Source organism: Floridaenema fluviatile BLCC-F154 (assembly GCF_041929135.1).
Taxonomy (GTDB): Bacteria; Cyanobacteriota; Cyanobacteriia; order Cyanobacteriales; family Aerosakkonemataceae; genus Floridanema; species Floridanema fluviatile.
In genome coordinates this window covers 19,752-43,444 of record NZ_JBHFNS010000054.1, presented here as the reverse complement: position 1 = coordinate 43,444, position 23,693 = coordinate 19,752, and the positions used below count along the sequence as shown (strand labels likewise).

The 23,693-nt window shown below is 38.7% G+C and carries 22 protein-coding genes; 6 read left to right on the top strand and 16 right to left on the bottom strand.

Features of this window, described 5'->3' with window-relative positions:
* The 3 genes from ACE1B6_RS12890 to ACE1B6_RS12880 all read right to left on the bottom strand — a co-directional run.
* A partial coding sequence (locus tag ACE1B6_RS12890; RefSeq protein WP_413257640.1) for a transposase occupies positions 1–130 on the bottom strand: 130 nt, incomplete at its 3' end.
* Positions 131–225: 95 nt separating this feature from the next.
* Positions 226–816: a hypothetical protein gene (locus tag ACE1B6_RS12885; protein WP_413257637.1), complete on the bottom strand. Its 591-nt coding sequence runs from the start codon at positions 814–816 to the stop codon at positions 226–228.
* A 336-nt stretch (positions 817–1,152) separates the two neighbouring features.
* Positions 1,153–4,275 (bottom strand): efflux RND transporter permease subunit, encoded by a 3,123-nt coding sequence (locus ACE1B6_RS12880; protein WP_413257636.1) that lies wholly within the window; start codon positions 4,273–4,275, stop codon positions 1,153–1,155.
* 300 nt (positions 4,276–4,575) lie between these two features.
* Here ACE1B6_RS12880 and ACE1B6_RS12875 point away from each other — a divergent pair, with 300 nt between their 5' ends.
* Genes ACE1B6_RS12875 through ACE1B6_RS12865 form a run of 3 tightly spaced genes read left to right on the top strand, consistent with a single transcriptional unit; the run spans position 4,576 to position 8,870 of the window.
* Positions 4,576–5,538 carry an AAA family ATPase gene (locus ACE1B6_RS12875; protein WP_413257635.1) on the top strand — a complete coding sequence of 321 codons (963 nt, stop codon included), beginning with the start codon at positions 4,576–4,578 and terminating at the stop codon, positions 5,536–5,538.
* A gap of 3 nt (positions 5,539–5,541) precedes the next feature.
* Positions 5,542–6,888 carry a DUF58 domain-containing protein gene (locus ACE1B6_RS12870; protein WP_413257634.1) on the top strand — a complete coding sequence of 449 codons (1,347 nt, stop codon included), beginning with the start codon at positions 5,542–5,544 and terminating at the stop codon, positions 6,886–6,888.
* Positions 6,885–8,870: a transglutaminase-like domain-containing protein gene (locus tag ACE1B6_RS12865; protein WP_413257633.1), complete on the top strand. Its 1,986-nt coding sequence runs from the start codon at positions 6,885–6,887 to the stop codon at positions 8,868–8,870. Before ACE1B6_RS12870 ends, ACE1B6_RS12865 begins: the two co-directional genes overlap by 4 nt.
* A gap of 58 nt (positions 8,871–8,928) precedes the next feature.
* Here the strand turns inward: ACE1B6_RS12865 and ACE1B6_RS12860 are convergent, their stop codons facing one another.
* From ACE1B6_RS12860 to ACE1B6_RS12835, 6 genes are all read right to left on the bottom strand, one after another.
* Positions 8,929–9,387 (bottom strand): DUF29 domain-containing protein, encoded by a 459-nt coding sequence (locus ACE1B6_RS12860; protein WP_413257632.1) that lies wholly within the window; start codon positions 9,385–9,387, stop codon positions 8,929–8,931.
* A 33-nt stretch (positions 9,388–9,420) separates the two neighbouring features.
* A complete protein-coding gene (locus tag ACE1B6_RS12855) occupies positions 9,421–9,996 on the bottom strand; it encodes a Uma2 family endonuclease (protein WP_413257631.1) in 576 nt (191 codons plus the stop codon).
* An 11-nt stretch (positions 9,997–10,007) separates the two neighbouring features.
* The gene (locus ACE1B6_RS12850; protein WP_413257630.1) at positions 10,008–10,487 is read right to left on the bottom strand and encodes a DUF29 domain-containing protein; all 480 of its coding nucleotides are present in this window, start codon (positions 10,485–10,487) and stop codon (positions 10,008–10,010) included.
* Between the two features lie 211 nt (positions 10,488–10,698).
* Entirely contained in the window at positions 10,699–10,947 is a 249-nt protein-coding gene (locus tag ACE1B6_RS12845) for a hypothetical protein (protein ID WP_413257629.1), read from the bottom strand.
* Positions 10,948–11,012: 65 nt separating this feature from the next.
* Positions 11,013–11,294, bottom strand: coding sequence for a hypothetical protein (locus ACE1B6_RS12840; protein WP_413257628.1), 282 nt, complete (start codon positions 11,292–11,294; stop codon positions 11,013–11,015).
* Between the two features lie 22 nt (positions 11,295–11,316).
* A complete protein-coding gene (locus ACE1B6_RS12835) occupies positions 11,317–12,942 on the bottom strand; it encodes an efflux RND transporter periplasmic adaptor subunit (RefSeq protein WP_459563022.1) in 1,626 nt (541 codons plus the stop codon).
* Between the two features lie 327 nt (positions 12,943–13,269).
* On the opposite strand from ACE1B6_RS12835, the gene ACE1B6_RS12830 reads away from it, so the two are divergent.
* Genes ACE1B6_RS12830 through ACE1B6_RS12820 form a run of 3 tightly spaced genes read left to right on the top strand, consistent with a single transcriptional unit; the run spans position 13,270 to position 16,455 of the window.
* Positions 13,270–14,460, top strand: coding sequence for an ABC transporter substrate-binding protein (locus ACE1B6_RS12830; protein ID WP_413257626.1), 1,191 nt, complete (start codon positions 13,270–13,272; stop codon positions 14,458–14,460).
* A 60-nt stretch (positions 14,461–14,520) separates the two neighbouring features.
* A complete protein-coding gene (locus ACE1B6_RS12825; protein WP_413257625.1) occupies positions 14,521–15,471 on the top strand; it encodes a branched-chain amino acid ABC transporter permease in 951 nt (316 codons plus the stop codon).
* A 6-nt stretch (positions 15,472–15,477) separates the two neighbouring features.
* Positions 15,478–16,455, top strand: a complete 978-nt coding sequence (locus ACE1B6_RS12820; protein WP_413257624.1) for a branched-chain amino acid ABC transporter permease — start codon at positions 15,478–15,480, stop codon at positions 16,453–16,455.
* Between the two features lie 75 nt (positions 16,456–16,530).
* Here ACE1B6_RS12820 and ACE1B6_RS12815 read toward each other — a convergent pair whose 3' ends face one another.
* The 7 genes from ACE1B6_RS12815 to ACE1B6_RS12785 form a co-directional block, all read right to left on the bottom strand.
* On the bottom strand, positions 16,531–17,457 hold the full coding sequence (locus tag ACE1B6_RS12815; protein ID WP_413257623.1) for an ADP-ribosylglycohydrolase family protein: 927 nt from the start codon (positions 17,455–17,457) through the stop codon (positions 16,531–16,533).
* 65 nt (positions 17,458–17,522) lie between these two features.
* Positions 17,523–18,653: a fatty acid desaturase gene (locus tag ACE1B6_RS12810; RefSeq protein WP_413257622.1), complete on the bottom strand. Its 1,131-nt coding sequence runs from the start codon at positions 18,651–18,653 to the stop codon at positions 17,523–17,525.
* A 252-nt stretch (positions 18,654–18,905) separates the two neighbouring features.
* A complete protein-coding gene (locus tag ACE1B6_RS12805) occupies positions 18,906–19,106 on the bottom strand; it encodes a hypothetical protein (RefSeq protein WP_413257621.1) in 201 nt (66 codons plus the stop codon).
* Positions 19,106–19,681 carry a zeta toxin family protein gene (locus ACE1B6_RS12800; protein ID WP_413257620.1) on the bottom strand — a complete coding sequence of 192 codons (576 nt, stop codon included), beginning with the start codon at positions 19,679–19,681 and terminating at the stop codon, positions 19,106–19,108. The genes ACE1B6_RS12805 and ACE1B6_RS12800 overlap by 1 nt, the downstream gene beginning before the upstream one ends.
* 85 nt (positions 19,682–19,766) lie before the next feature.
* Positions 19,767–20,411 (bottom strand): Uma2 family endonuclease, encoded by a 645-nt coding sequence (locus ACE1B6_RS12795; RefSeq protein WP_413257619.1) that lies wholly within the window; start codon positions 20,409–20,411, stop codon positions 19,767–19,769.
* A 70-nt stretch (positions 20,412–20,481) separates the two neighbouring features.
* A complete protein-coding gene (locus tag ACE1B6_RS12790) occupies positions 20,482–20,745 on the bottom strand; it encodes a hypothetical protein (RefSeq protein WP_413257618.1) in 264 nt (87 codons plus the stop codon).
* A gap of 181 nt (positions 20,746–20,926) precedes the next feature.
* Positions 20,927–23,686: an AAA family ATPase gene (locus ACE1B6_RS12785; RefSeq protein ID WP_413257617.1), complete on the bottom strand. Its 2,760-nt coding sequence runs from the start codon at positions 23,684–23,686 to the stop codon at positions 20,927–20,929.
* Positions 23,687–23,693: the final 7 nt, after the last annotated feature.

Genomic DNA, 23,693 nt, shown 5'->3' with positions numbered 1-23,693 from the left:
ATTTCCTCACTAATTGATGAGCAGTTTTATAATGAAAATCTTTTCTCTGGCGTTGAATACGTTGGTGAATCCGAGCGATGTTATTTTGTTGCCTCTTATAACTATTAGACCCTTTTTCCTGCCGTGATATAAATCTTTGTTATCGTTTTCGCTACGCTCACTTTTCTATCAAATCGGCATTCCCCTCCCGTTAACCTCCGTTATAACGGGAGACCCCTGCCGACATTAGGGTTGGAAACCGATAACTGGGCCATAATAAATTTGACAGTATTTTTGTCCGCCAATAGGACAAGATGGATTATTTGTTTGTCGGTAAGAAACAACATGATTATTGTAGGCATTCTGTACTGACTTGCCGCAAATTTTACCTCGCCATTCCCTAATATTATTGAATCTGGCATACAATCTAGAACGAGGTTTTCCCCAACATTCGCCACTAGGAGCGGGATTTAAACAATCTCGCTTAAAAGCCGAATAATTGTTAGGTCTTTTGTCATTTCTCCTATAGTTTGGCGGAGGAGACAAAAACCCACCAAAAGTAGAAGAATTAAAGTTAGCATTGTTACAAGCTAAATCAGAATTTCTTGCTTGTCTAGTTACTTGATTATTGGGTTGAACAATTGGGGTTTTTGCTTCTACTGCGTTACTGGGAAGTGTACGCAATATTCCCATATTAGAATCTGATGTTACGTTCTCCTCTATCGCTTCCTGTGCTTGTACTTTTTGCACAGAGAAATTAGTAAGCATGGTATTGCCGATCGCCAAAATAGCGATCGTCGCCAAAAAAATCGCCAAAACTTTGGTAATTCGTTTCATAATTCAACTCCTAAAAATTGCTAATCAAAGCTTCGTAGATGTAAAAGCGATCGCAAACCTACATCTAAAAACCGATAAATTCCTGATAATTATTACTCACTTTTCCCAACACCAATATGAGACATTATGGCAAATGCTAATGTCAATATCAGGCATAATCGTGCGATTTTTGCACATTCTTGCTCTATCTTTTAATCCCAAATTCTAAATCAGATCAGCCAGATTCAACATCTTCTTCCTTCTTCGTTTCCTTCGTGTCTTCGTGGTTCAAAAAAATCTTTTTATGGAACCACGAAGACACGAAGGACGCGAAGGAAAGAGGAAGAGAGAGCTTTTTTATAAAGCTTTAACTCCATCGGTGACAATAGCTTTATCCTCTAATTGAGTTTGTTTCGGGATTAATAATTTACCGAACTGAGAATAAAGTGCTGGGAGAACTAATAAAGTTAATGCTGTTGAAGTAAACAATCCTCCTAACACTACGATCGCTAAAGGTTGCAAAATTTCCTTACCTGCACCGCTACCAATAACTAAAGGTATCATTCCCAAAGCTGAAGTTAAAGCGGTCATTAAAATCGCTACTAATCTTTCCATTGAACCTTCAAAAATCACATTTTTTAAAGGCATTCCCTGCGCGATTTTATTGTTGTAATTATCTACCAATAACAAACCATTGCGGGTAGCAACTCCGAATAAAGTAATAAATCCGACTAGGGAAGCAACGGAGATGATTCCGCCTCCTAAAGCGATCGAGAAAATCCCACCAACTAATGCTAATGGTAAGTTAATCATAATCATTAACATTGCCGGAATAGATTTAACGGCAAAGTACATTAAAACTGCAATGATGGCGATCGCCACTCCCCCAAACACTAACAAGTTTTGTGTCGCTCGTTGCTCGGATTCAAACTGTCCGCCATACTGAATAAAGTAACCAGTTGGTAACTGCACTGATTGACTTACTTTATTTTGAATTTCTTCTACCACAGATCCCAAATCTCGACCTGTAACATTAGCAGAAACCACAATTAAACGGGAAACATTTTCGCGATTAATTGTGTTTGGGCCTGTGCCATAATCAATAGTAGCAACTTGAGCTAAGGGGATTTTTTGATTTGTGGGAGTGTCTACTAATAGATCGCTAATAGTATCTAAGTTACTTCGCGCATCTTCTTTTAACCACACCATTAAATCAAAAAGTTGTTGATCTTTCAGAACTTGAGAAACGACTTTTCCGTTAAGTGCAGTTTCTACCATTTCCGTGAGATTTCCCACAGTTAAACCGTAACGAGCCGCTGCTTCTCGGTTAAACTGAATTTGTAATTGTCTAATCGGAACTTGTGGTTCAAGTTGCAAATCTACTAATCCCGAAACATCGCTGATTGCTGATTCAACTTCTGTACCAATGCGCCGCAGTTCTTCCAGATTTGCACCAAAAATTTTAATGGCGATCGCACTTCGCACTCCCGATAAAACCTCATCCATTCTGTGTGAAATAAATCCACCTACGCCAGTTGCAACTCCCGGTAACTTAGCAAACTCTTCGCGGATCTTTTCAATACTTTTTTCTCGATCTTTCAATCCCTCCTTACTCAGTTCTACATCCAAATGTCCGAGATTTACTCCCCCCGCATCTGCATCTCCCGGAGCTCTTCCCGCACGTAACTGCACAGATGCAAAACGTTTATCTCCTTTAAGTGCATCTTGCATTGCTAATCCCGCTTGATTAGTTGCTTGTAAAGAACTTCCCGGATATAAAAGTATCGTATTCACCAAAGAAGATTCCTGAAACTCTGGTAAAAATACCCTTCCTAAACTTGGTAAAATCACCAAAGATGCCACTAAAGATGCACCTGCAATTAGTAAAATAATGCTGGGAAAACGCATCGAAAAATTAAGTATTGGTCGATAAAGTGTTTCGGAAAGTTTTGTTACCCAAGTATCTTCCGATCGCAATCGCTGATTCGCCAACAAAATCGCGCACAATGCAGGAGAAAGCGTCATCGCCACAAAAGTAGAGGCGAAAATTGAAACTAAATAAGCAACTCCCATTGGTGTAAAAATCCGACCTTCCACACCTGTAAGAAAGAAAATCGGCGCGAAAACAACCCCAATAATTACTGTAGAGAAAATCACGCTGACTCGCACTTCTACAGATGTGTCATAAACAACTTGAAAAGGATGTACTGGATTACTTGAAGCTTGGTTTTTTCGCAATCCTCGATAACAGTTTTCCATATCTACGATCGAATCATCCACCACAGATCCGATCGCCACTGCTAATCCTCCCAATGTCATTGTATTAATACCCAAACCAAACCATCCTAAAATCATCATTCCAATCAAAACTGACAAAGGAATTGCACTAAGAGTAATAATAGCTGTGCGCCAGTTCATCAAAAACATTAATAGGATAATCGAAACAATAATGATGCCATCTCTTAAAGAACTGGTAACATTTTCGATCGCAGAATCAATAAAGTTTTGTTGGCGAAATGTTTCGGTAACTTTCACATCTTTTGGTAATCCCGCCTTTACCTCTTCCATTGCTTTGGCGATCGCTTTCGTCACAGCCGGAGTATCATATTGTGGTTGCTTGTTCACCAAAAGTACGATCGCTCTTTCCCCATCCAAACTGCCATCACCACGCTGCAAAGTTGCGCCAATCCTCACTTCTGCCACATCTTGCAACAAAACAGGCGTACCATTTCGCGCCGTCACCGCTGATTTTGCCAGTTGTTCGATCGACTCAACTCTCCCCAATCCCCGAATAATCAATTCTCGATCGGGATTAATTAAAAAACCACCCGCAGCATTGACATTTGCGCCTTTTACTGCTTCCGTAACTTCTGCCAAAGAAACATTGAAAGCTCTCAGTTTAGCAGGATCGGCTAAAACCTGATACTGGCGCACATCCCCACCGTAAGCAATCACCTGAGAAACACCCGGTACAGCTAACAGTCTGTTGCTGATATCGCGATCGACTAAGCGGCGAACTTCCATCAACGGCGTAGTTTCCGCAGTAAAAGCATACTGAATAACTGTAGCAATAGCGGAAGAAATCGGGGAAATTTGGGGATTTTCCACACCTTCCGGCAATTTTGCTTGAACTTGCTGCAATCTCTCCGCTACCAGTTGACGCGCTTGATAAACATCAGTCCCCCATTTAAAGATTACCTTGACCACCGAAATGCTCACCGCAGAAGACGATCGCACCGTTTCCACTCCGGGGGTACCGTTCACAGCACTTTCGATCGGCAAAGTAATCAAAGTTTCCACTTCTTCCGGCGCAAGTCCCGGCGCTTCCGTTTGAATCTCAACTTGCGGTGGCGCAAAGTCAGGAAACACATCCAGCGGCATTTGGGTGAGATTGTACGCACCTAAAAATGTCACCAAAATCGCGCCCAGGACGACGATCCAGCGACGTGCGATCGACCATTTAAGGATAGCATTGAGCATATTTTTCAAGCTCTGGGAACTGAACAGAATTGCACTCTGTTCAATTTAGAATGACATTGAGAAATGAAATCAGAGTGAAATTTAACTGAGATCTTGCACCTGAGATCCGAGTCCGCCCGGAAATTGATTCGCAGGCGGATTTTGTGACTGGTGCAAGACCTGAGTTTAAGCCAAGAGAAACGCGATCGACAGTTTTTAAAGTTTTACAACAGCAACCTTGGGAACAATTGAAACCAATTTATAATTAATATTATCTAACTTTCTCTTGGCAACTAAAGCCTAATTTTTCAATTTTACAAAATGGATAATGTAAACTTATCAATTAATAGATTGTCCGGTCAAGAAATTTACCAAATAATTAGTAACAATATTCAAAAAGTAATGAAAGGGCAATCAATAGCAATCAGAAAGCTATTATCAGCTTTTGCTAGTGGCGGTCATGTGTTACTAGAAGATTATCCCGGAACAGGTAAAACCACTTTAGCCAAAGCCTTAGCATTTTCTATTGATGTAAGTTTTAAACGTATTCAATTTACACCGGATCTTTTACCTTCAGATATTTTAGGGATTTCGATTTTAGAACCTAGCGATCGCACTTTTCATTTCCACGAAGGGCCAATTTTTGCTCACATTGTTTTAGCTGACGAAATTAATCGCGCCTCACCCAGAACGCAATCAGCATTATTAGAAGCAATGGCAGAATTTCAAGTTAGTATTGATGGAAACGTGCGAAAACTGAAAGAGCCATTTTTTGTCATTGCTACACAAAACCCAGTGGAATCTCGCGGTACTTATCCATTACCCGAAGCGCAAATGGATAGATTTGCACTGCAATTTAGTTTAGGTTATATTTCGCCGGAAGATGAAGTTAACTTGCTTTCCGATCAAATTCAACAACATCCGATCGATACTCTACAACCTTGTGTTGATTTACAAGATTTAATCAGCTTAAAACAGCAAATTAAACAAGTTAGAATTAGCGAAGAATTGAAAAGATATTTAGTAGATATTGTTAACGCAACGCGATCGGCAGAAGGTGTACAATTAGGAGCAAGTCCGAGAGCTTCCCTAGCCTTAATGAAAATAGCGCAAGCATTAGCATTATTCGACGGCTATGAATTTGTCACACCCGAACATATTCAAGAATTAGCAGTAGCAGTAATAGCACATAGATTAGTTATGGAACCCCAAGCGCGTTTTTCTGGAAGAACCGCGACTGGAGTTGTTGAAGAAATCCTCAAATCTCTACCCGTTCCCACCTAAAAAATGAACCGTTTTATCTATCGATTTTTCCGTTTCAGTTATGCGCTTGAACAATCCCGCCGACGACGATTAACAACTGGAGGATTGATAATATTATTATGTTTAATTATCTCTGCCACTCTTGGCTTAGATACCACGCAAAACCTGACCTATCAAATATTTACTTTTCTGTTATCAATCCTCATCACATCAATAGTTTTTAGTCGGTTTTTTGCTTTCCGTTTTAGTGCAGTGCGGATACTACCTCGCTTTGCAACTGTTGGCGTAAAACTAAAATATCGCCTTGTGATTCACAATAAAACTAATAAAATTCAACATAACCTAAAACTATTAGAAAGTTTTGCCGATCCTCGTCCCACTTTTAAAGAATTTAGCGAAACCCCAGAACCAAAAGAAGAAAAGCGCAATTCGTTTGATAGATACTATTATCGCTGGCTTTGGTTAATTTCCAGAAAACGAGTAGCCACAGCAAAAGCAATAGATTTACCCCCGCTTCCACCTAACAGTAAAACCGACGTTGTTTATGAAATAACACCTGATTACCGAGGTGTAATTCGCTTCGCTGATTTAACAGTTATTCGACCCGATCCCTTTGGGTTATTCAATGCTTGCGTCACCAATTATTTACCTCAATCTTTGTTAGTTTTACCCAAATTATACAACCTTCCCCCGATTAAACTTCCCGGTTTAAGGAGATATCAATCTGGCGGCGTAGCCTTAGCTTCATCTGTAGGAGATGCAGAGGAATTTCGGTCTTTACGAGAGTATCGTCCGGGAGATCCAATGCGAAAAATTCACTGGAAAAGTTGGGCAAAAGTTGGTAAACCAATTGTGAAAGAAGAACAGGATGAATTCTTTGTCCGACACGCTTTAATTTTAGATACTTTTCTCAATGTTAAGTATAGCGAAATTTTAGAAGAAGGAATTGCGATCGCAGCTTCCCTAGCCTATGAAGTACAAACCCAAGAATCATTATTAGATTTAATGTTTGTCGGTCATGAAGCCTATTGTTTTACCTTTGGTAGAAGTTTAAGCCATACTGATAAAATGCTAGAAATTCTCGCATCTGTGGTAGCTTGTCAAGATAAAACTTTTGATTCAATTATCCCTGTAGTTATGGAGAGAATTTCTTTACTAAGTGGCTGTATTTGTATCTTCCTAACTTGGGATGAATCACGCCAAAAATTAGTTAATTATCTCAAAGGAATGGGTATTCATACCTTAGTATTAATTATTCAAGAAAAATCAACTCATTTAGAAAACTTAGATGTAAAATCTCTGACCGATCAACTAGCAACTTTTCATTTACTAGAGTTAGGTAAAATTCAACAGGAATTAATGAAAATATGAAAACTCCACCACTGCTGATAGGTGCAGCTTTAATATTTTGGGGATGGCAAACAGGACTATGGTTTTTTGCCATTCCAATGGCTGTAATTATTGAAGGTTCTCGACTGATTTCTTGGCGCTGGGATTTCTCCGCTGCTGATGTCCGTCGCGTAGCTAATTTATGTCTAATTATTCTAATTATTCTATTTATTTATCTGCTAATTCAAAACCCTACTTTTTACTTTGTTTATACGCTTTTACAGTGGCTTCCGGTTGTCTTGTTCCCACTTTTAACAGTGCAAAGTTACTCAGTGGATGAACATATTCATGCAACCTCACTTTTTCTGTTATTTAATGGTAAAAAATCAGAGAACAATAAGCAGTTTACTATTAATATTACTTATCCCTATCTTGCTGCTTGTATTTTATCAGCTAGTAACGCCAATAGTGCGAATATATCTTTTTATATTGGGATGTTTGTGTTAATAGCGATCGCGCTGTACTCACTGCGTTCTAAAAGATTTTCTCCCTTAATTTGGCTTTGTTTGTTGCTAACTGCTGGAACTGTAGGATTTATCGGACAAATTGGCTTACATCAACTTCATTTAAGTTTAGAAAATCATGTAGTTATATGGTTCAGTGATGGAATTGAACAAGCGACAAATTCATCTAAGAAGCAAACAAATATTGGAGATATTGGGGTATTAAAGCGATCGAACGAAATCGTTTTAAGAGTCAACCCGAAAACTCAACAAACTCGCCCTCAACTATTAAGAGAAGCAACTTATAATAAGTACAAATCCTCAATTTGGGTAGCTGCAAAACCTAACTTTACTGTTGTACAACCAGACAAAAACGGCACAACTTGGAATCTGGGAAATCAACCATCTGAAAGTTATAAAATAACTATTTATACTAACCTTAAAGGTGGTCAAGGTTTATTAACCCTACCAGATGGAACATTTAAAATTGATGAATTAGCCGTTAATCGAATGGAGAAAAACAAGTTTGGTGCGGTCAAAGTAGCCGGAAAAATTAATGATATTAATTACCAAGCTTATTTTAACAATCAACTTTCTTTAGATAACCCACCAACAGCCGAAGATCTAGAAATACCAAATCAAGAAAAACCAGCACTTAATCAAATTATTAACCAACTGAATATTACGGGAAAATCTTCCCAAAAAATAGTCAACAACGTAGATAGATTTTTCCTGAAAAACTTTACTTATTCTCTCCAATTAACGGGTAAAAATAACTATACAACACCTATATCAACATTTTTACTAAAAAATCGTGTTGGACATTGTGAATATTTTGCAACTGCAACTACACTTTTATTACGTGCAGCAGGTATACCAGCGCGTTATGCTGTGGGATATTCAGTGCATGAGTTTAGTAATTTAGAAAATCAATATATTGTGCGAAGTCGTCATGCTCATGCTTGGACAATGGTATATTTAAATGGCAAATGGCAAGTATTAGATACCACGCCTGCTGATTGGACAAATATTGAGGATGCAACAGCTTCTAAGTTATCATTAATAACTGATTTATGGTCGTTATTGAGCTTTAAAATTTCCCAAGTTTTGAGAAGTAGCAACGAATTAAATTATTTTTGGTGGTTAATCTTTCCTTTGGTATTTATGTTGATGTGGAGAGTTGGACAAAAAAAAGGTGTGCGACGTTTGTCGAGAAAACAAATCTCGCTAAAACCTGTTGTTAAACCTCAAATAGTTAAACAGAATTCGCAATTTTATTTAATTGAAAAAGCTTTAAATGAGTTAGGATTAAACCGCCATCCTTCTGAGTCTTTAAAGAACTGGATTAATCGACTGAAAGAAGATTCACTCGGAAGGGATTTAGTTGATGATATGATACCAATTATCGAGCTTTATTATCGCGATCGCTTCGACCCCGCAGGCATTAAAGACAGTGAAAAAACTATCTTAAATTCTGCGATTAAAGCTTGGTTAGATAAACATCATCGAGTCTCAGGATAAGTTTCAGGATTATAAAGATCGATCGCTCTCACCCCTAACCAAAACTACTAATTCAGCTTTATTGCTCCTCCCAGTATTTTTTAGATAAAAGTACATCAGTTTCAATATCAAATATCCAACTATCAGGAAACTCAGTTTTCTTATACTCTAGTTCAACTTCCTCCAGAGCATCTTGATATACTTCAGAAAATATTTGTGCTAAATAGGGTTTGAAGCTAGGAGAATCTTGCAATAAATTTTTAATTTGTCGCCGTTGTTCGAGAATTGTTAATTCCCAACCATTAAAATTTTCAGGACTATTGACATACATTCGTTTGAGAATATGAGCCAATAGTACAGTTAAGCGATTTTTTAATTCTCGTCGATCGCTTTTTCCCAAACTTTCGATCTCCTCAATTAAATTCTCAACATCTAGATTATCAAATTCTCGTTTTCTAAGTTTAGCCGTAGTATCTTCACACCACGCCACAAAATCTCGATCGTAAAGAGTATCAGTTTTAGGAATTATTTTGTTCATAATCTTTTTCCTAAGTAATTAAATGTCAAAATTTTATTGATTATCAAATATAATCCCTTCATACAAAAGTTCGATCGCACACTCAAACTCAATACTTTCTAATGCGATCGTATCCCCATTCGTAAAAGCATAATAAAGCCACATTTTACCTTCTCCGCGATGATAAACTTCAACGGAAATAGATTCAGAATCTACTAAAACATATTCTTGCAAACTTGGCATCTGCCGATAATACTTGAATTTATCACCGCGATCGTAATTTGCTGTACCAGGAGAAAGCACCTCAACAATAATTTTAGGATGTTGCACAAACTCACGGGATTTCAAATCTTCTGGATCGCAAGTGACAACTAAATCAGGATAGAAATAACGACTATTTTGATTTGCCTGAACTTTCACATCCGATACGTTAGCTCGGCATCCTCTCTGACGCAAATGAGGTCTTAATGCTGTATAAAAATTGAGAGCAATTTCGTTATGAGGAATAGTACCCCCTGTCATAGCTAAAATTTCCCCATCAACATATTCATGTCGAAGTTCCTGCTGAGATTCCCATTTTAGGTATTCTTCAGCCGTCATTTTTTTATACTTTTGAGGATTCGCAATCATAATTTCTCCTATTAATTTAAGGGGATTTTATTTGATCGTACTTCTTCCCAAAATTCTTCAATTAAAACCACATCAGCATCGCTACTAAATTGCCATTGATCGGGGAACTGAGTTTTCTTGTATTCCTGTTTAACTTCCAATAATGCTGCTTCCCAAACTCCAGAAAAAACTTCTATATAGTAGTTTCTTAAACTAGGAGATTGTTCAAACAAAAGCCTTAATTCTTTGCGTTGTTCTCGAATTGTTCGCTCCCAACCGTTATAATCTAATGGACTATCAACATATATCCGTTTCAAAATATGAGCCAGCAAAGTTTGTAAACGGCTTTTAAGTTCCCGCTTCTGCGATTTTCCCAAAGCTTCGATTTCCTCCAGCAGATTATCAACATCAAGATTATCAAAATCTCGTGTTTTTAATTTTGCTGCCACATCCTCGATCCATAAAGCAAAATCTTGTTCGTAGAGAGATACTTTAGTTTCAGTTTGCATCATTTATTAACCTCTCTAGTATTTGGTGTTCGCTCCTATCTTCTCTATCATACTGTGCGATCGCTCTCCCCCTTAACCAAAACACCCAATTTACCTTTCTTATTATTACTACTATAAACTATTGCCTTAGATTTGGCGATCGTAATCTTTCTCTTAATTCAGGGGAAAAAATAAACAAATTCTACAAATATTTGTGGCTTTGCAATTAGTATTCTCACTCCATAAAACTTCTTAGTATTCCCATAATTTTACCTATATTACTCAAAAAATATTCATTCGGCTCGATTTCAACTACTTTATCAACTAATCTCATAAATTTCCAGTTAGTTCCAGTGGTTACAGAACCATAAATGCTTTCATTCTTTTCATTCTGACGCTGATTAAATATTTGTGCTGCTACCATCTCTGCAATACACTGACCCAAACCTGATTGAATATTATCATTTTTGGCTTCGACAATCACAGCTACAGGCGATTTAATTAGCAATTGCGATGGGGATTTACTAATAATAAAATCACAATAACCGATTAATCCCTGTTGAATATCAATATTAAACTCTCTTCCCGAAACAAACTAATTTTAGAATTAAATTGTTGTCTAAGTTCAATTAAAATAGGTGTGATAATCATTTCCGATCTGGCTTTTTCTGTGGCAATCTCTAATGCTAAAGGCGTGTTATATTCAAGAGATTGCTTTAAGAAATCGCTAATAGGTGCTTCTGGAATATTGCTAAACAGATCGAGCTTTTCGATAATATTCAATCCAAAAGCTTGTTCGACTGTCTCTAAGGTAAACTGACTATAAGACATCTGATTACCCCCAATTCATCTATCATACTGTGCGATCGCTCTCCCCCTTCCCCAAAACAGACAATTCACCTTTTTCATTATTGCTACTATAAACTATTGTATGAGATGGCGAAGTTATCTGAGGTTTAGTTCTTCGACCTAGCCAAAAAGCAGCAAATGCGATCGCACCACCCCCCGGAATCATCCACCAAAAAGGCGCAACATTTTTGATATTCAATTCTAAATTCTTGCTTTCCGAATCTTCCGCTTTACTTTTAACTTCTTCCTTTTCACTTTTAGCTTTTGCGTTACCACCGCGCAAAGACTGAGCATAAAGTTGTGGCGCACGTTGAGTAACTAACAAATCGCCTTCAAATAAACCATTTTTCACCTCTACCAAATCCCCAGAAGTTTCACCCAAAGTAACTTCTACACCTTGAAAAGCATTACCATTCTGCACATAAACCAATTTTTTATTATTCGCATCAACCACCGCCGAACTAGGAATCGCTAAAATAGGATTAGCTGTTTGATCGGTGAAAACTTCTAACTCAGCAAACATTCCCGGTTTTAACTCTTTGCTAGCATTTTCCAACTCAACTTTCACTGGCAAAACTCGCGTTTCGCCTCCTACTACCGAGCCAATAACTGTTATTCTGCCGTTAAATGTGCGATTAGGTAAACTGGCGAATCTTGCCATTGCACGTTGACCTAACTTAACTTTATCTAAATCCTTTTCATAAATATTTGCAGTGGCAAAAACTTTGCTATCATCTGCGATCGTCATCAGTTTACCACCCGCATCCTCAAAAGCCTGACCCAGCGTAGCCTCCCTATCAACCACCACACCAGAAATCCGCGCCGTCACCACCACCAAACCCTTCTCATTAGGGCGAGTTCCCAGTTGTTGCAACCTTGTTTGATAAGCAGTTTCACTCAACCCCAAGCGCGACTTAGCCACCTCAACCGCAGTTTGTGCCCGTTTCAGTTCCGCCTCCGCAGCCAAAACCTCCCGACGACTCATAGCTTTCACCAGCTGCGCCTCACCTTCACGCAAATGCGCCTCCGACTCCAGCATTGTCCGTCGCGGAATCGCCCCCGCACTCGCCAAATCCTTATCCCGCTGAAACTTTTCCTTCGCTATCCTCACTTCAGTACTAGCTTGTGCAATTTCAGCCGCAGCAATTTGACGTTGTTGTGCTAAATTTTCTTGCGCCAGCTTCAAATCTGCTAAAGCTTTTTGCAAATCTCCTTCCGCCTCAGCCCTTTTTTCCTGAGAGTTAACCCGCAGTTCCACCAAATCAGGCGCAGCTAAAACCGCAACAGGTTGACCCGCCTTTACAAAAGCACCAGGCTCAACCAACAACTCAACAACTTTCGCCCCAGAAATCGGTGTAGTTACCTCAACTTTTTTACTAGGCAAAGTTTCAATTTGCCCAGTGGTTTTAATGCTAACTGCTAACAGTTGCCGTTTCACAGGTTCTATTTTAATCGCCAGCCGTTTTGCGGTTTCTGCATCAACTTGAATCGCATCAGAAGATTGCACAGCTTCATTGACCTCAAACTCATGCCCATCATGTCCAGCATGAGCTAAAACCACTGTAGGAGCAGTTAGTATCAGCAGACTCAAAAGCGGTACACAAACTTGAGAAAGGTTAGCTCGGCGCATCATCAGCAAAGTCCTTGACGACAAGGTAGCAACTGAATTTTAAGCTTTTCATATAGAAATGAAATCAAGATGAAAAAATTTCCCCTGGCATTTACAGTTTTTTGGAACCACAGAGGACGCAGAGAGTAGAAATCGAGTGAAATTGAAGATTTGACAAACTATTCGCGATCGCCATATTAGCACAACGCATTTATTCATCGCTAAGTAATTATCAATATACTTGACGTTTACTGATGAAAAATTTTTAGCTATTTTTGCTTTTCCTGATTATATAATTTGAAACCTGAAATCATATAAAATATATCCACCCAGAGATACTTGCCAACTATGAGAAAAACTACTGCCTTGTTTGCTGGCTTGGCTTTATTCCTGTCAGCCTGTACTCAAACTAACTCAAACTCACAAACAAATTCAATTTCTCAAGACATTCCCATTGGTGTTGCCTTAGCCCAAACAAGTAACGTTGCCCTTTTAGGACAAGAAGGCATTCAAGGTGCCAAACTTGCCGAGAAATATTTTAATGACAAAGGCGGCGTTGATGGTACTCCGATTAAATTAGTTTTACAGGATACTGGCGGAGATGAAGCAGGAACAATTAATGCTTTTCAAATTCTGATTAATCAAAATAAAGTTGTCGGAATAGTTGGCCCAACTTTATCCCAGCAAGCCTTTAGTGCTAACCCCATTGCTGAACGGGCAAAAGTTCCGGTAATTGCTGCTTCTAATACTGCAAAAGGTATTCCTGAAATTGGTGATTATGTTGCCCGTGTTTCCGCCCCCGTTTCTATTGTTGCCCCTAACTCAATTAACACAGCTTTAAGGTTAAATCCAAAGATTAAAAACGTAGCTGTTTTTTACGCCCAAAATGATGCTTTCAGCAAGTCAGAAACCGAAATTTTTCAAAAAACCGTAAAAGATAAAGGTTTAAATATTGTCACCGTCCAAAAGTTTCAAACAACTGACACCGACTTTCAAGCCCAAGCAACTAACGCCATTAACAAAAAACCAGATTTAATCATTATTTCGGGCTTAGCTGCCGATGGCGGAAATTTAGTGCGCCAGTTGCGAGAATTGGGTTACAAAGGCATTATTATTGGCGGCAATGGTTTCAATACTTCTAACATTTTCGCCGTCTGTAAAGCAAGTTGCAACGGTGTGTTAGTCGCCCAAGCTTATAGCCCCGAACATTCTAACGCGGTTAATAAAGCTTTTCGTGCCGCTTATCTGCAACAATACAAGAAAGAACCACCCCAATTTAGCGCCCAAGCTTTTGCAGCAGTGCAAGTGTTTGTAGAAGCCCTAAAAGCGGTAGATCAAAAAAGTGATATTGCCAAAATGCCTTTGGAAAAATTGCGTTCCGAGTTAAACAAAGAATTACTCACTGGCAAGTACGACACTCCCTTGGGTGAAATTGCTTTTACCCCAATTGGTGAAGTAATTCAAAAGGATTTTTACGTCGCACAATTACAAGTTGATGCTGATGGTAATAATGGTAAATTTGCCTTTGTGAAAAAATAGTTATTTGTGATTGGTCATTATTCTAGACCAATCACAAATGACCAATGATTAATCAAGAATATGAACTTAACTCTGTTTATTCAACAATTCCTCAACGGTTTATCCATTGGCAGCATTTATGCAATTTTTGCCTTGGGATATACTCTGGTTTTCTCTATCTTAGGCATCATTAATTTTGCTCATGGGGCAATTTTTACTCTTGGTGCATATTTAACTTATGCTTTGATGGGAGAAGCTTTTGGTTTTAATGGTTTGTTAGCTAATGCGGCATTACCGATTAAATTGCCTTTTCCTGTGGCATTAATTTTAGGTAGTATTATCGCAGGTTTGGTGGGAGTTGCGATCGAAAGAATTGCTTTTCGCCCTTTACGCCGTAGAGGTGCAGACCCACTTTTAACCGTAGTTTCTAGCTTAGGTGTAGCCTTAGTAATTGTCAACTTAATTCAGTATTTAGTAGGTGCAGAAAACTACACTTTCCCCGGAAATACTTTTGGTAATTTACCTGCATCTATCAACTTTGGTTCAGTAACAAATCCAATTCCCATTCGCACAGTACAAATAGTAATTTTTCTAGTTTCCGTGATCGCTGTAGCCATTCTTACTTATTTTATTAATTATACCAAATATGGTAAAGCAATGCGAGCAGTAGCGGAAGATCCAACTACTTCTAGTTTGTTAGGAATTAACACGGATGGTTTTATCGTTCTCACATTTTTTATTAGTAGTTTCCTAGCCGGAGTAGCTGGAACTTTAGTCGGTTCTAGTGTCAGTATTGCTGGGCCTTATTTTGGTATTGCTTTTGGTTTAAAAGGTTTAGCTGTGATTGTTTTAGGCGGTTTAGGTAGTATTCCCGGCGCAGTTTTAGGAGGTCTATTAATTGGGGTAGTAGAAGCTTTTGTTCCGGGGCAATATTCCGCTTATAAAGATGCCGTAGCTTTTGGCATATTATTTATTATGCTATTAGTTAGACCCCAAGGTTTATTAGGGCGACGTTTAATTCAAAAGGTTTAATTAATCATGGCTGATTTCTTTAATACTTATGGCCCTTTAGTCATTTCCATGATACTAGGTGCATTACTAGGACTATCGCTTTATTTACCATTAATGACTGGACAATTATCGTTAGCTAGTCCCGGTTTTTATGCTTTGGGTGGCTATATCGCCGCTATTTTATCGACGCAAGTTTTTCCTAACAGTGAAGGCTTATTGGGGTGGTTATTAGAAAGGCTAATTCAACTTTTTCCTAGTAGGGAAGGGTTATTTCCGATTCCTTTGTTATTATTGGAGATGCTAGTTGCTGCGATCGTTTCTGGCATATTAGGAATTTTAGTAGGAATTCCAGCATTGCGACTTCGGGGAATTTATTTGGCGTTAGCCACAATTGCTTTTGTCGAAATACTACGAGTTTTATCCCTAAATTTAGAAATTACAGGTGGCGCAGTGGGAATTTTTGGAATTCCCCAACCTTTTGCTTCTCCCATTGAATATTTATGGGTGGTTTTGCCTTTACTTTTAATTAGTATATTTTTATTATATCGGTTAGAAATTATCAGAGTTGGTCGGGCATTTGTCGCCATTCGAGAAGATGAATTAGCTGCTGGTGCAATGGGAATCAATCCCACTACTTACAAGGTTCTAGCTTTTACTTTAGGAGCAATTTTAGCTGGAGTTGCTGGTGCTGTAAGTGCTCATTTTTTAAATACTTGGAATGCCAGACAAGGGACTTTTGATGCCAGTATTATTTATCTAACCTCAGTGTTAATTGGTGGGAGTAGAACTTTTGTTGGCCCAGTGTTGGGAGGTATGGTATTTACTGCTTTACCAGAAATTTTACGGGGAGTTGCAGATATTCCAGGTTTACCTGTTTGGTTGGCACAATTATTAAGAGATGGTCGGTTAATTATTTTTGGTGTTTTAATTGTTTTAGGAACTATCTTTTTCCCTCAAGGTTTAGTAACTCCAGATTTATTGAGGAAATTTAAATTAAAAGCATAGTTATTTATATAATAACGCAATTTGCTAGTTACAAGATCTCAATAATAAGTAATAAGATAATTTTTAACCAACTACTTAATCCCAACTTAAAGCAAAAATTTGTTCTGCCATTGAAACAATTAAATCATGTTTAGCTAGCTTTTCTCGCCAACTTTTCGGAATTCCCTCTTCTCCATAAAACGCCCCAGCTAATTGCCCATAAACTGCGCCAGTTGTATCAGCATCATCGCCTAAATTGACGGCTAACAAACAACCTTCGGCAAAGGAATTACTATGGTAAAATGCCCATAATGCTGCTTCTAAAGACTTGACTACGTAACCTGTTCCTTTGATTTCTGGGGGTTGACGATGTTTAAAAGAACCTGTAGCAATTTCGTCAATTTCTTCTACTAATCGGTGGTTTTTCCAATAGTTTTGAATCGGAGAATAGCGAGTTTCGAGTAACTTTTCTTTACTAATTCCGTTAATTGCACCAACAATTAAAGCGGCTAAATATCGGCAAGCATCAACAGTTGTATCAGCGCCGTGAGTGGTGCGAGAACTGTCTTTGGATTTGGCGATCGCATCTGCAAAATCAGCACCATAAAACAGCGGTACAGGTGCTAATCTCATAATCGAACCATTACCAGCACTTAATGGATCTATCGAACCACAAAAAGGTTCGCCTGTGTCTTCAAACCGCCAAAGTGCTTGTTGAACAGTGGCACCAATATCGAAACATCTTCCGGTGCTGCTGAGGTGTCCTTGGCGATACCATTGCACATATTTTTGCAGTTGATGAACCGGATCGAATCCTTTTTTTTCGATTAAACTTTCGGCTAAACAAAGCGCCATTGAAGTGTCATCTGTCCACTGTCCAGGTATTAGTTGAAAAGGGCCACCTCCCACCATATCTGTAATTGGTGTAAAGGTTCCAGGGGGTTTAAATTCCAGGGTTGTTCCGACGGCATCGCCAACTGCTAAACCGAGTAGACTGCCGCGATATCTGGCGATTTTCTCCATGATTTTTGGTAGTTTGATTTGATTAGTAAATGGTAAAAAAAGAGGTACAAAGAAACCCGGTTTCTTCAAGAAACCGGGTTTCTGAGATCTGCTGTATCTACGATCGATTGGGTAGATTGACGAAATGATGCGATCGATACCAGACGATTCGCGGCAGAATCCCACAGAATAAATTTAAAACAATCAGGAATATCGGACATTTGCAGAACTTTTGAATTAGCTAACAGGTGACGATTCTGATTATGGCAAGCTTCCAGGTTGTAATTAGGAATTCTTTCGGAAAGATGATGAATATTGTGATAGCCAATGTCTGCGGTAAACCATTTAAAAACTGTTGGTAACTCCAGGTAACTGCTGCCCTTAATTGCTCCTAGCAAATAGTCCCAGCCTTCCGTTTTGTGGGCGTAAGAACCATCAAAATTGTGCTGCACAAAGAACACACTGATTAACATCGCCGCCGAAAGAGTTAGCGTGATTGAATAAACGCTTAGGAAAAAACCAAATCCTAGTAAATGACCGAAAAAAATCACCCCTCCAACTACACAAATGTTGTTGAAAAGCAGATCCCAAAATTCACCCGCAGTGTACCAATTTTTAGATTTGTAGGAAGAGATGATTTTTGCTAAACCGATGCCCGGATCTTGTTTCAAGCAAGTCAAAAGATGAACGATAAAACCATAAGTTCCAAGAATCAGTGCCAGTCTTGGCTTAATGGCAAGGTAGAAAAAACCACCGGGAAAAATCATCAATGGATGCCTCAGCAGTTCATACCGCAGTTGAGCAGATGGACTGAGTTTGGCAAATTCTTCAGTCTCGATCAATGCAGAAGGACCGCGATACCGTTCCCAATCACCGTTTGTTTTGTGGTGATAGGCGTGCCCTCTTGACCAGGGGTATTGGGGGATGGCGTTGATTGCACCGAGCATAAAACCGATCGCTCGATTGACTTTTTTTGAAGTAAAAAGAGAATAGTGTCCGCAATCGTGCATTAAAGAAAAACAGCGCCCGGAAAACAGCGCCATCAAAACAACGATCGGCCCAAGCAACCAAAAGGAAACAGACGCAGCTTTAACGGCTAGAAACCATAAAAAAATATATGGAACAAGTGTATTGAAAATTTGATAAGTCGCCCGTAAGTCGTTACTCTTCATGTAGGGGGCTAAGATAAAATCCGACTTTTTAACCGTAGTTTCCATTCAATAAAATCTCTGGTGAACAACGTCGAAATAATCAGCCAAAGTGCTCCCTGATTCCCTTCTTTTACGAAAAATTTCTGTTCGTGCAGTGTTGGGAAGCAACCGATCGCGATCGGATTGCTAAAACTTTGACTGGCGATCGATAATATACCTTTTCATCGAACGATCGCGCAATTTTGCTCTTACTTGTCCCTGTTTGCAAGTTTGACCTAAATCACGGAGGTAGTAAAAGCGATCGCTCTAATCAATCCATCATTCTATTAATGGCTTTTCTGTCAAATTAATTTCTTCTGGCGGTATCCAAACAACTTTGCCATCACGCCAAACAGCTATGGAATTACCTAAAACTTTGTGCTTCCAAACAGCTTTTTGCACTGCTTGATTTAAAGCTTTATCGATCGAGTTTCCTTCAGCAAAAATTTCCGCGATTTTTTGGTTATTTGTTTCATTCATCAGCTAAATTCCCTTTTAATACTGTCCCATGTACCATTTTCTGAAATTACCTCTTCAACTATTCCTTTACCGGAGGCGATTAGGCGAATTTCGGCTGGATTGGAATTATCATAAAACCGCCAGTTATTTGCTAAAGGTTGGTATAATTGAAAGAAATTTCGGATACCTGAATTATAGCGCCGTCGAATAGTTTCTTCAGGGACATGATGACCGCCTTGGGTAACTCTTTGTTGGACACGAGCTATCGCAATGTCTGCACTAGGCAACCACAGGAAAATTAGATTAAATAGATAACCTGTTTGTTGTAAATTAGCAATCCAAGGAGCAAAAGTTCGACTAGCTAAAGTGGTTTCAAAGGCAAAATTTACCCGTTGATTCGCTAGTTGTTGTAATCGTTCTAGCATTATTCTTCCGGCTTGAAAGGCTACTCTTTCTGGTGCAAATGCTGATAATCCTTGCGCGATCGCATCCGCATTTACAAATTCATTTACTCGGAATGTTCCTTGTAATAACGCCGGGGCAACTGTCGATTTTCCCGAACCGTTTGGCCCTGCTATAACGATTAGGTTTGGCATATTATCTGGGTTTTTATTCTACTGGTAAATCGCGGAGGTAGTAAAAGCGATCGCACTCAAACCAACACTTCTATTTATGACACATTTACGATTGAATTTGAGTTAATAACCAGGCTATTACTTGCGAGTGTGGCATTTGGCGACTATGCCGCAATGTTTCTTCTAATAAAGACATTTCTAATCCTGGTAATCTTTGAGATTGAGTAATTCTTCTACTTCCGCCAGTGGGGATGATTTCAAAGGCAAATATTTCTGGCTTTTGTACATCTACTATCCAGTATTCTCCTACTTTTACTTCTTCGTAAAGTAACCGTTTTTCACCTTTATCATCTGATAAACTTGTGTCGGCAATTTCGATCGCAATATCTGGCGGTGGTGTAACATCGAGGTTGACGATCGCACTTCCTGTGGGTGCAAGTTGCGATCGATCTCCAATATAGTAAGATATATCCGGTTGGCACTCCAAAACCCCAGGTTTTCGATAGCTACAGTTATCTAATCCATTTAGCGGGATATTTTTAATAGCAGCAAATAAAGGAACAGCAACGGCGATAATCGCATGATCTTTTGCATGATTTGGGCTTACTATTATTCCTTCAATCCTCATTTTTCCGTTGTAATAGTAGCCTTTAGCTTTTTGATAAGCTGGGTTTTCGATGGTTTGGATAAATTCATTCCATGAGGCTACTACCCAGGTATCTGTTAGTAGTTTTGTTGACAAGTTACTCATTAGTTTCTCTGTATTTATAAATTAGACATTTTCGCAGTATCAACATACACAATACTGGCATCTGGAATATTTAGCTGTCATAAGAAGATCGCTCCTGTTGCAGATATCGATCGACTTCTTCAGGAGTTTGGAAAAGTTGTTGTCCAGGGGATTGTTTGAGAATGTCGATAACCGATTGTTTGGGTGGAGTAGTTTGTGTGTTGACTTGTGGGAGGTTGCTTAGAAGCCGCGATCGCACTAGAATTTGCTCTGCGGGTGAGAGTGCATAAATAGCTTGAATCAAGGATTCGACGAGTTGCACATTAATGTTTGTATTGCTGAATGCGCTATTCATTCATTTCCTCCTTTTCTGAATATCTGTTTAGATATTTATATGATAGAGCGATCGCACTTTGACTCAGCTAAAAACTGAGCTATTCCGTTTGAAATTCTCCGTTTAGACATCTCCAGAAATTAAAGGTGCGTTACCTGGAAACTTTGTAGAGACGTTGTATACAACGTCTCTACAATCTTTTTTAGAGAGGTCTAGTGGTTAAGTCACGGAGGTAGTAAAAGCGATCACTCTGCCAATCACTACCTTTTTTCCGTCCTAAATAACCTGCTAAAGGCGATGAAAGTTCTATAAGTAATTCGTGAATTGGTAAATCGTCTAGTTTAGGAGTTTGCTCCTTAGCAAACATAACATTATAGTGAGCGCGAATTGCAATTGTTGGATGTTCGCTTCCTACTTCACCTAGTTGTTTGACTGTTTCAACGATATGCGATCGCATCAGGATATGTTGATAAACTTTATCGATGTATCTGTTAACTTTATTATCAGCTAAACCAAAAGGTTCTTCCTCTAAACACTGCTTTAGCTTTAGCAAATCTACAGATCCTCTATGGTTAACTTGCATTTTAACTAATTTTTGTAGAGTTTCAGGTCGAACTATATTTATTTTGTTTCCTACAGCAGTTTGTTGAGCAGGTGTAGTTAATTCCCCGGCTGCAACAATTAATTTGATACAGTGAGCATATTTTTCCTGAAGATGTTTATTGCCAAGCTTTATTAGTTGTGCTGGTGTTCCGTCTGGCACTTTTTCACTTTTGGTTGCTTTGCATTCTCCTACAACTAGGTATGGTTCTTCACAATAAAAATCTAACCCTCCAGCGCCGCCAGTTGCATCAGGATCAAGGCTTGCTTCTGATCTACTATTAGAATTTTTAAAGCCTAGTTCTATTAAAGCCTTGCGAACAAACTTTTCAAAAGTATGACCATCGCTGGAATTCCCTACCTCAGCAATTTTGTTAATCCAATATAAATCTGTATTAACTTGTTTAGCTGACTTGTCAATTTTGACACTCTCACCAATTACCGATGGTTCATTTTTACCATTTAAGTTAGTAATCTCACCAATTATCAATGGTTCATCTTTATCATCTAAGTTAGGAATCTCACCTGTCGGCTCACTTAGAATTTTACGAATGAGATAATTGTTAATTACTAGCTTTGTCTGAGAAATAAACTCTAAAATTTGGTTTTCTGTCAAACCGTGATCTTCTTGGCTAAGATATACAAAGCGAATAGCTAAAAGTGACTTGATTGCATTTACCTTTAGCGGAACCCATTCGCCTCGCTTGGAAGATAGAAGTTTATTTAAGCACTCTTGAGCTTGAGTAGCTCCTTGGTTAATTTCTTTAGCACGAACTAAGCAACTACGGTTTATTCCAAATGTTCTGAATTTAACTAGCCGCTTTAATCCAGCTAACAAACTCTGGGTACTAGATTGCTGAAGTACAGCAACTCCAATTTTGACAGCCCTACCGTTTTGCTTAACTAAAATTTTGAAGTCAATGTAACCACTATTCTCTCTTCTTGGTTCAATCTCTTCAAGTTTATGAACTTTTACGTCTTCTATTGTTTCTCCAAGTTTAATTATGATTTGAAATCCCCACCTTAGAGCATCAGCAAGTGCCGCTTTGTCTTCCATTAAGCTATTGATAGAAGCGTCAACATTGGCTAACTCTTTACTGTAAGCAGCTTGCACAGGATGAGAAGAAGTTGCTGATTGTGTAGTACCGCTATCTGAAGAAGAACCTCTGCCAATATTTTGAAAATTCGCCGCACACCATTGCAAAACTTTCCTTACAGGTGGTCTTTCTTTAGCTAGTTCTCCAAGCTGATTTTCTGTAAATGGATAGAGGGGATGATGAGGAACTAAATTTTTGGCTCTATAAAACCCTTTAAGCCAGATAGTTACTAGCTTAGTAATCGAGTCACTATCTATATGTCTTAACTCGATCGCATTTGGTGTTTCTGATGAAACTCGATCGGGTATACCACCAGAAAGTTGTTTAATTCTGGGCCATGTATCCGGCATCATTACTGTTAAAATAACAACTCCGTGACTGGTGCTGGATAGATTAAGACTGTCAAAAAGATTCTTAACTAATTCAGCAACAGCTTGCGGTTTTGGAAAACTGCTCTCATCGGGGTTAATTATTTCTAGTTCATCAAAACAAATAACTACTGGCTTATAGTCACTGAGCAAGGCTAAAATTTGCAGTACGCTTTCAAATGCGTTAGCTTCTCGTTGTTCTTTATCAATGTTTGGCAATCCTAGTTTAGCAGCTTCTGCTTCTGATAAATCATTACCAGATAACCATTTAATCGCATAAGAAGCATTAGAATCTGAAAGCGTCCATAAAATAGCCCGAATAATATACGGATCGCTATTAGATTTTGTTTTGAGAATTGATGCCGTTAAGTGATCTAGTAAGTTTTGATTTTTAGCCAAGGCAAAGGGAAACTTCTTTTCGATCATCTCTTTCGGAGACACTTGCGTTTTTGTAGCGGCATTTAACATAGCTGTAGCTAGTTCTTGCCATTGTTTCACTCCTTCGCTACCAATTTGATTGAGGCTATCTGACAAAATTTGTAAAAATTGGTACTTGATCAGACTTGGATGAGTAAAACGAGTAGCACCAGCGTAGATAAATAAACCACTACCATCAGCTTGTAAATGGTGGCGAATTCTACCGATAAGGTGTGTTTTTCCCACACCTTTTTCAGCCGTTATAGCCAGAGAAGTAACTTTGCCTTGACTAGAACTAACTTGCTGAATTGCCTTAAAAATAGCATCGGAAGCATGGGCATTTAAAGACGGTACATCGGGGAAACCTTTACCCCAAATATCGCTAGCCCTAACAACAGCAGCCCTAGCAAAAGGATTTTGGCTTTGGATAGCAGCGTTAAGTTTTTCTATTGGAGAAAAGGTAGATATATTTGTAGTCATCTCTAAG

Coding starts and splice junctions, on each gene's coding strand:
- ACE1B6_RS12805 (WP_413257621.1), bottom strand. CDS start 19,106: ATGAATGAAACAAATAACCAAAAAATCGCGGAAATTTTTGCTGAAGGA.
- ACE1B6_RS12855 (WP_413257631.1), bottom strand. CDS start 9,996: ATGATTGCGAATCCTCAAAAGTATAAAAAAATGACGGCTGAAGAATAC.
- ACE1B6_RS12825 (WP_413257625.1), top strand. CDS start 14,521: ATGAACTTAACTCTGTTTATTCAACAATTCCTCAACGGTTTATCCATT.
- ACE1B6_RS12810 (WP_413257622.1), bottom strand. CDS start 18,653: ATGGAAACTACGGTTAAAAAGTCGGATTTTATCTTAGCCCCCTACATG.
- ACE1B6_RS12880 (WP_413257636.1), bottom strand. CDS start 4,275: ATGCTCAATGCTATCCTTAAATGGTCGATCGCACGTCGCTGGATCGTC.
- ACE1B6_RS12830 (WP_413257626.1), top strand. CDS start 13,270: ATGAGAAAAACTACTGCCTTGTTTGCTGGCTTGGCTTTATTCCTGTCA.
- ACE1B6_RS12795 (WP_413257619.1), bottom strand. CDS start 20,411: ATGAGTAACTTGTCAACAAAACTACTAACAGATACCTGGGTAGTAGCC.
- ACE1B6_RS12790 (WP_413257618.1), bottom strand. CDS start 20,745: ATGAATAGCGCATTCAGCAATACAAACATTAATGTGCAACTCGTCGAA.
- ACE1B6_RS12870 (WP_413257634.1), top strand. CDS start 5,542: ATGAACCGTTTTATCTATCGATTTTTCCGTTTCAGTTATGCGCTTGAA.
- ACE1B6_RS12800 (WP_413257620.1), bottom strand. CDS start 19,681: ATGCCAAACCTAATCGTTATAGCAGGGCCAAACGGTTCGGGAAAATCG.
- ACE1B6_RS12785 (WP_413257617.1), bottom strand. CDS start 23,686: ATGACTACAAATATATCTACCTTTTCTCCAATAGAAAAACTTAACGCT.
- ACE1B6_RS12850 (WP_413257630.1), bottom strand. CDS start 10,487: ATGATGCAAACTGAAACTAAAGTATCTCTCTACGAACAAGATTTTGCT.
- ACE1B6_RS12835 (WP_459563022.1), bottom strand. CDS start 12,942: ATGCGCCGAGCTAACCTTTCTCAAGTTTGTGTACCGCTTTTGAGTCTG.
- ACE1B6_RS12820 (WP_413257624.1), top strand. CDS start 15,478: ATGGCTGATTTCTTTAATACTTATGGCCCTTTAGTCATTTCCATGATA.
- ACE1B6_RS12860 (WP_413257632.1), bottom strand. CDS start 9,387: ATGAACAAAATAATTCCTAAAACTGATACTCTTTACGATCGAGATTTT.
- ACE1B6_RS12815 (WP_413257623.1), bottom strand. CDS start 17,457: ATGGAGAAAATCGCCAGATATCGCGGCAGTCTACTCGGTTTAGCAGTT.
- ACE1B6_RS12865 (WP_413257633.1), top strand. CDS start 6,885: ATGAAAACTCCACCACTGCTGATAGGTGCAGCTTTAATATTTTGGGGA.
- ACE1B6_RS12885 (WP_413257637.1), bottom strand. CDS start 816: ATGAAACGAATTACCAAAGTTTTGGCGATTTTTTTGGCGACGATCGCT.
- ACE1B6_RS12840 (WP_413257628.1), bottom strand. CDS start 11,294: ATGTCTTATAGTCAGTTTACCTTAGAGACAGTCGAACAAGCTTTTGGA.
- ACE1B6_RS12875 (WP_413257635.1), top strand. CDS start 4,576: ATGGATAATGTAAACTTATCAATTAATAGATTGTCCGGTCAAGAAATT.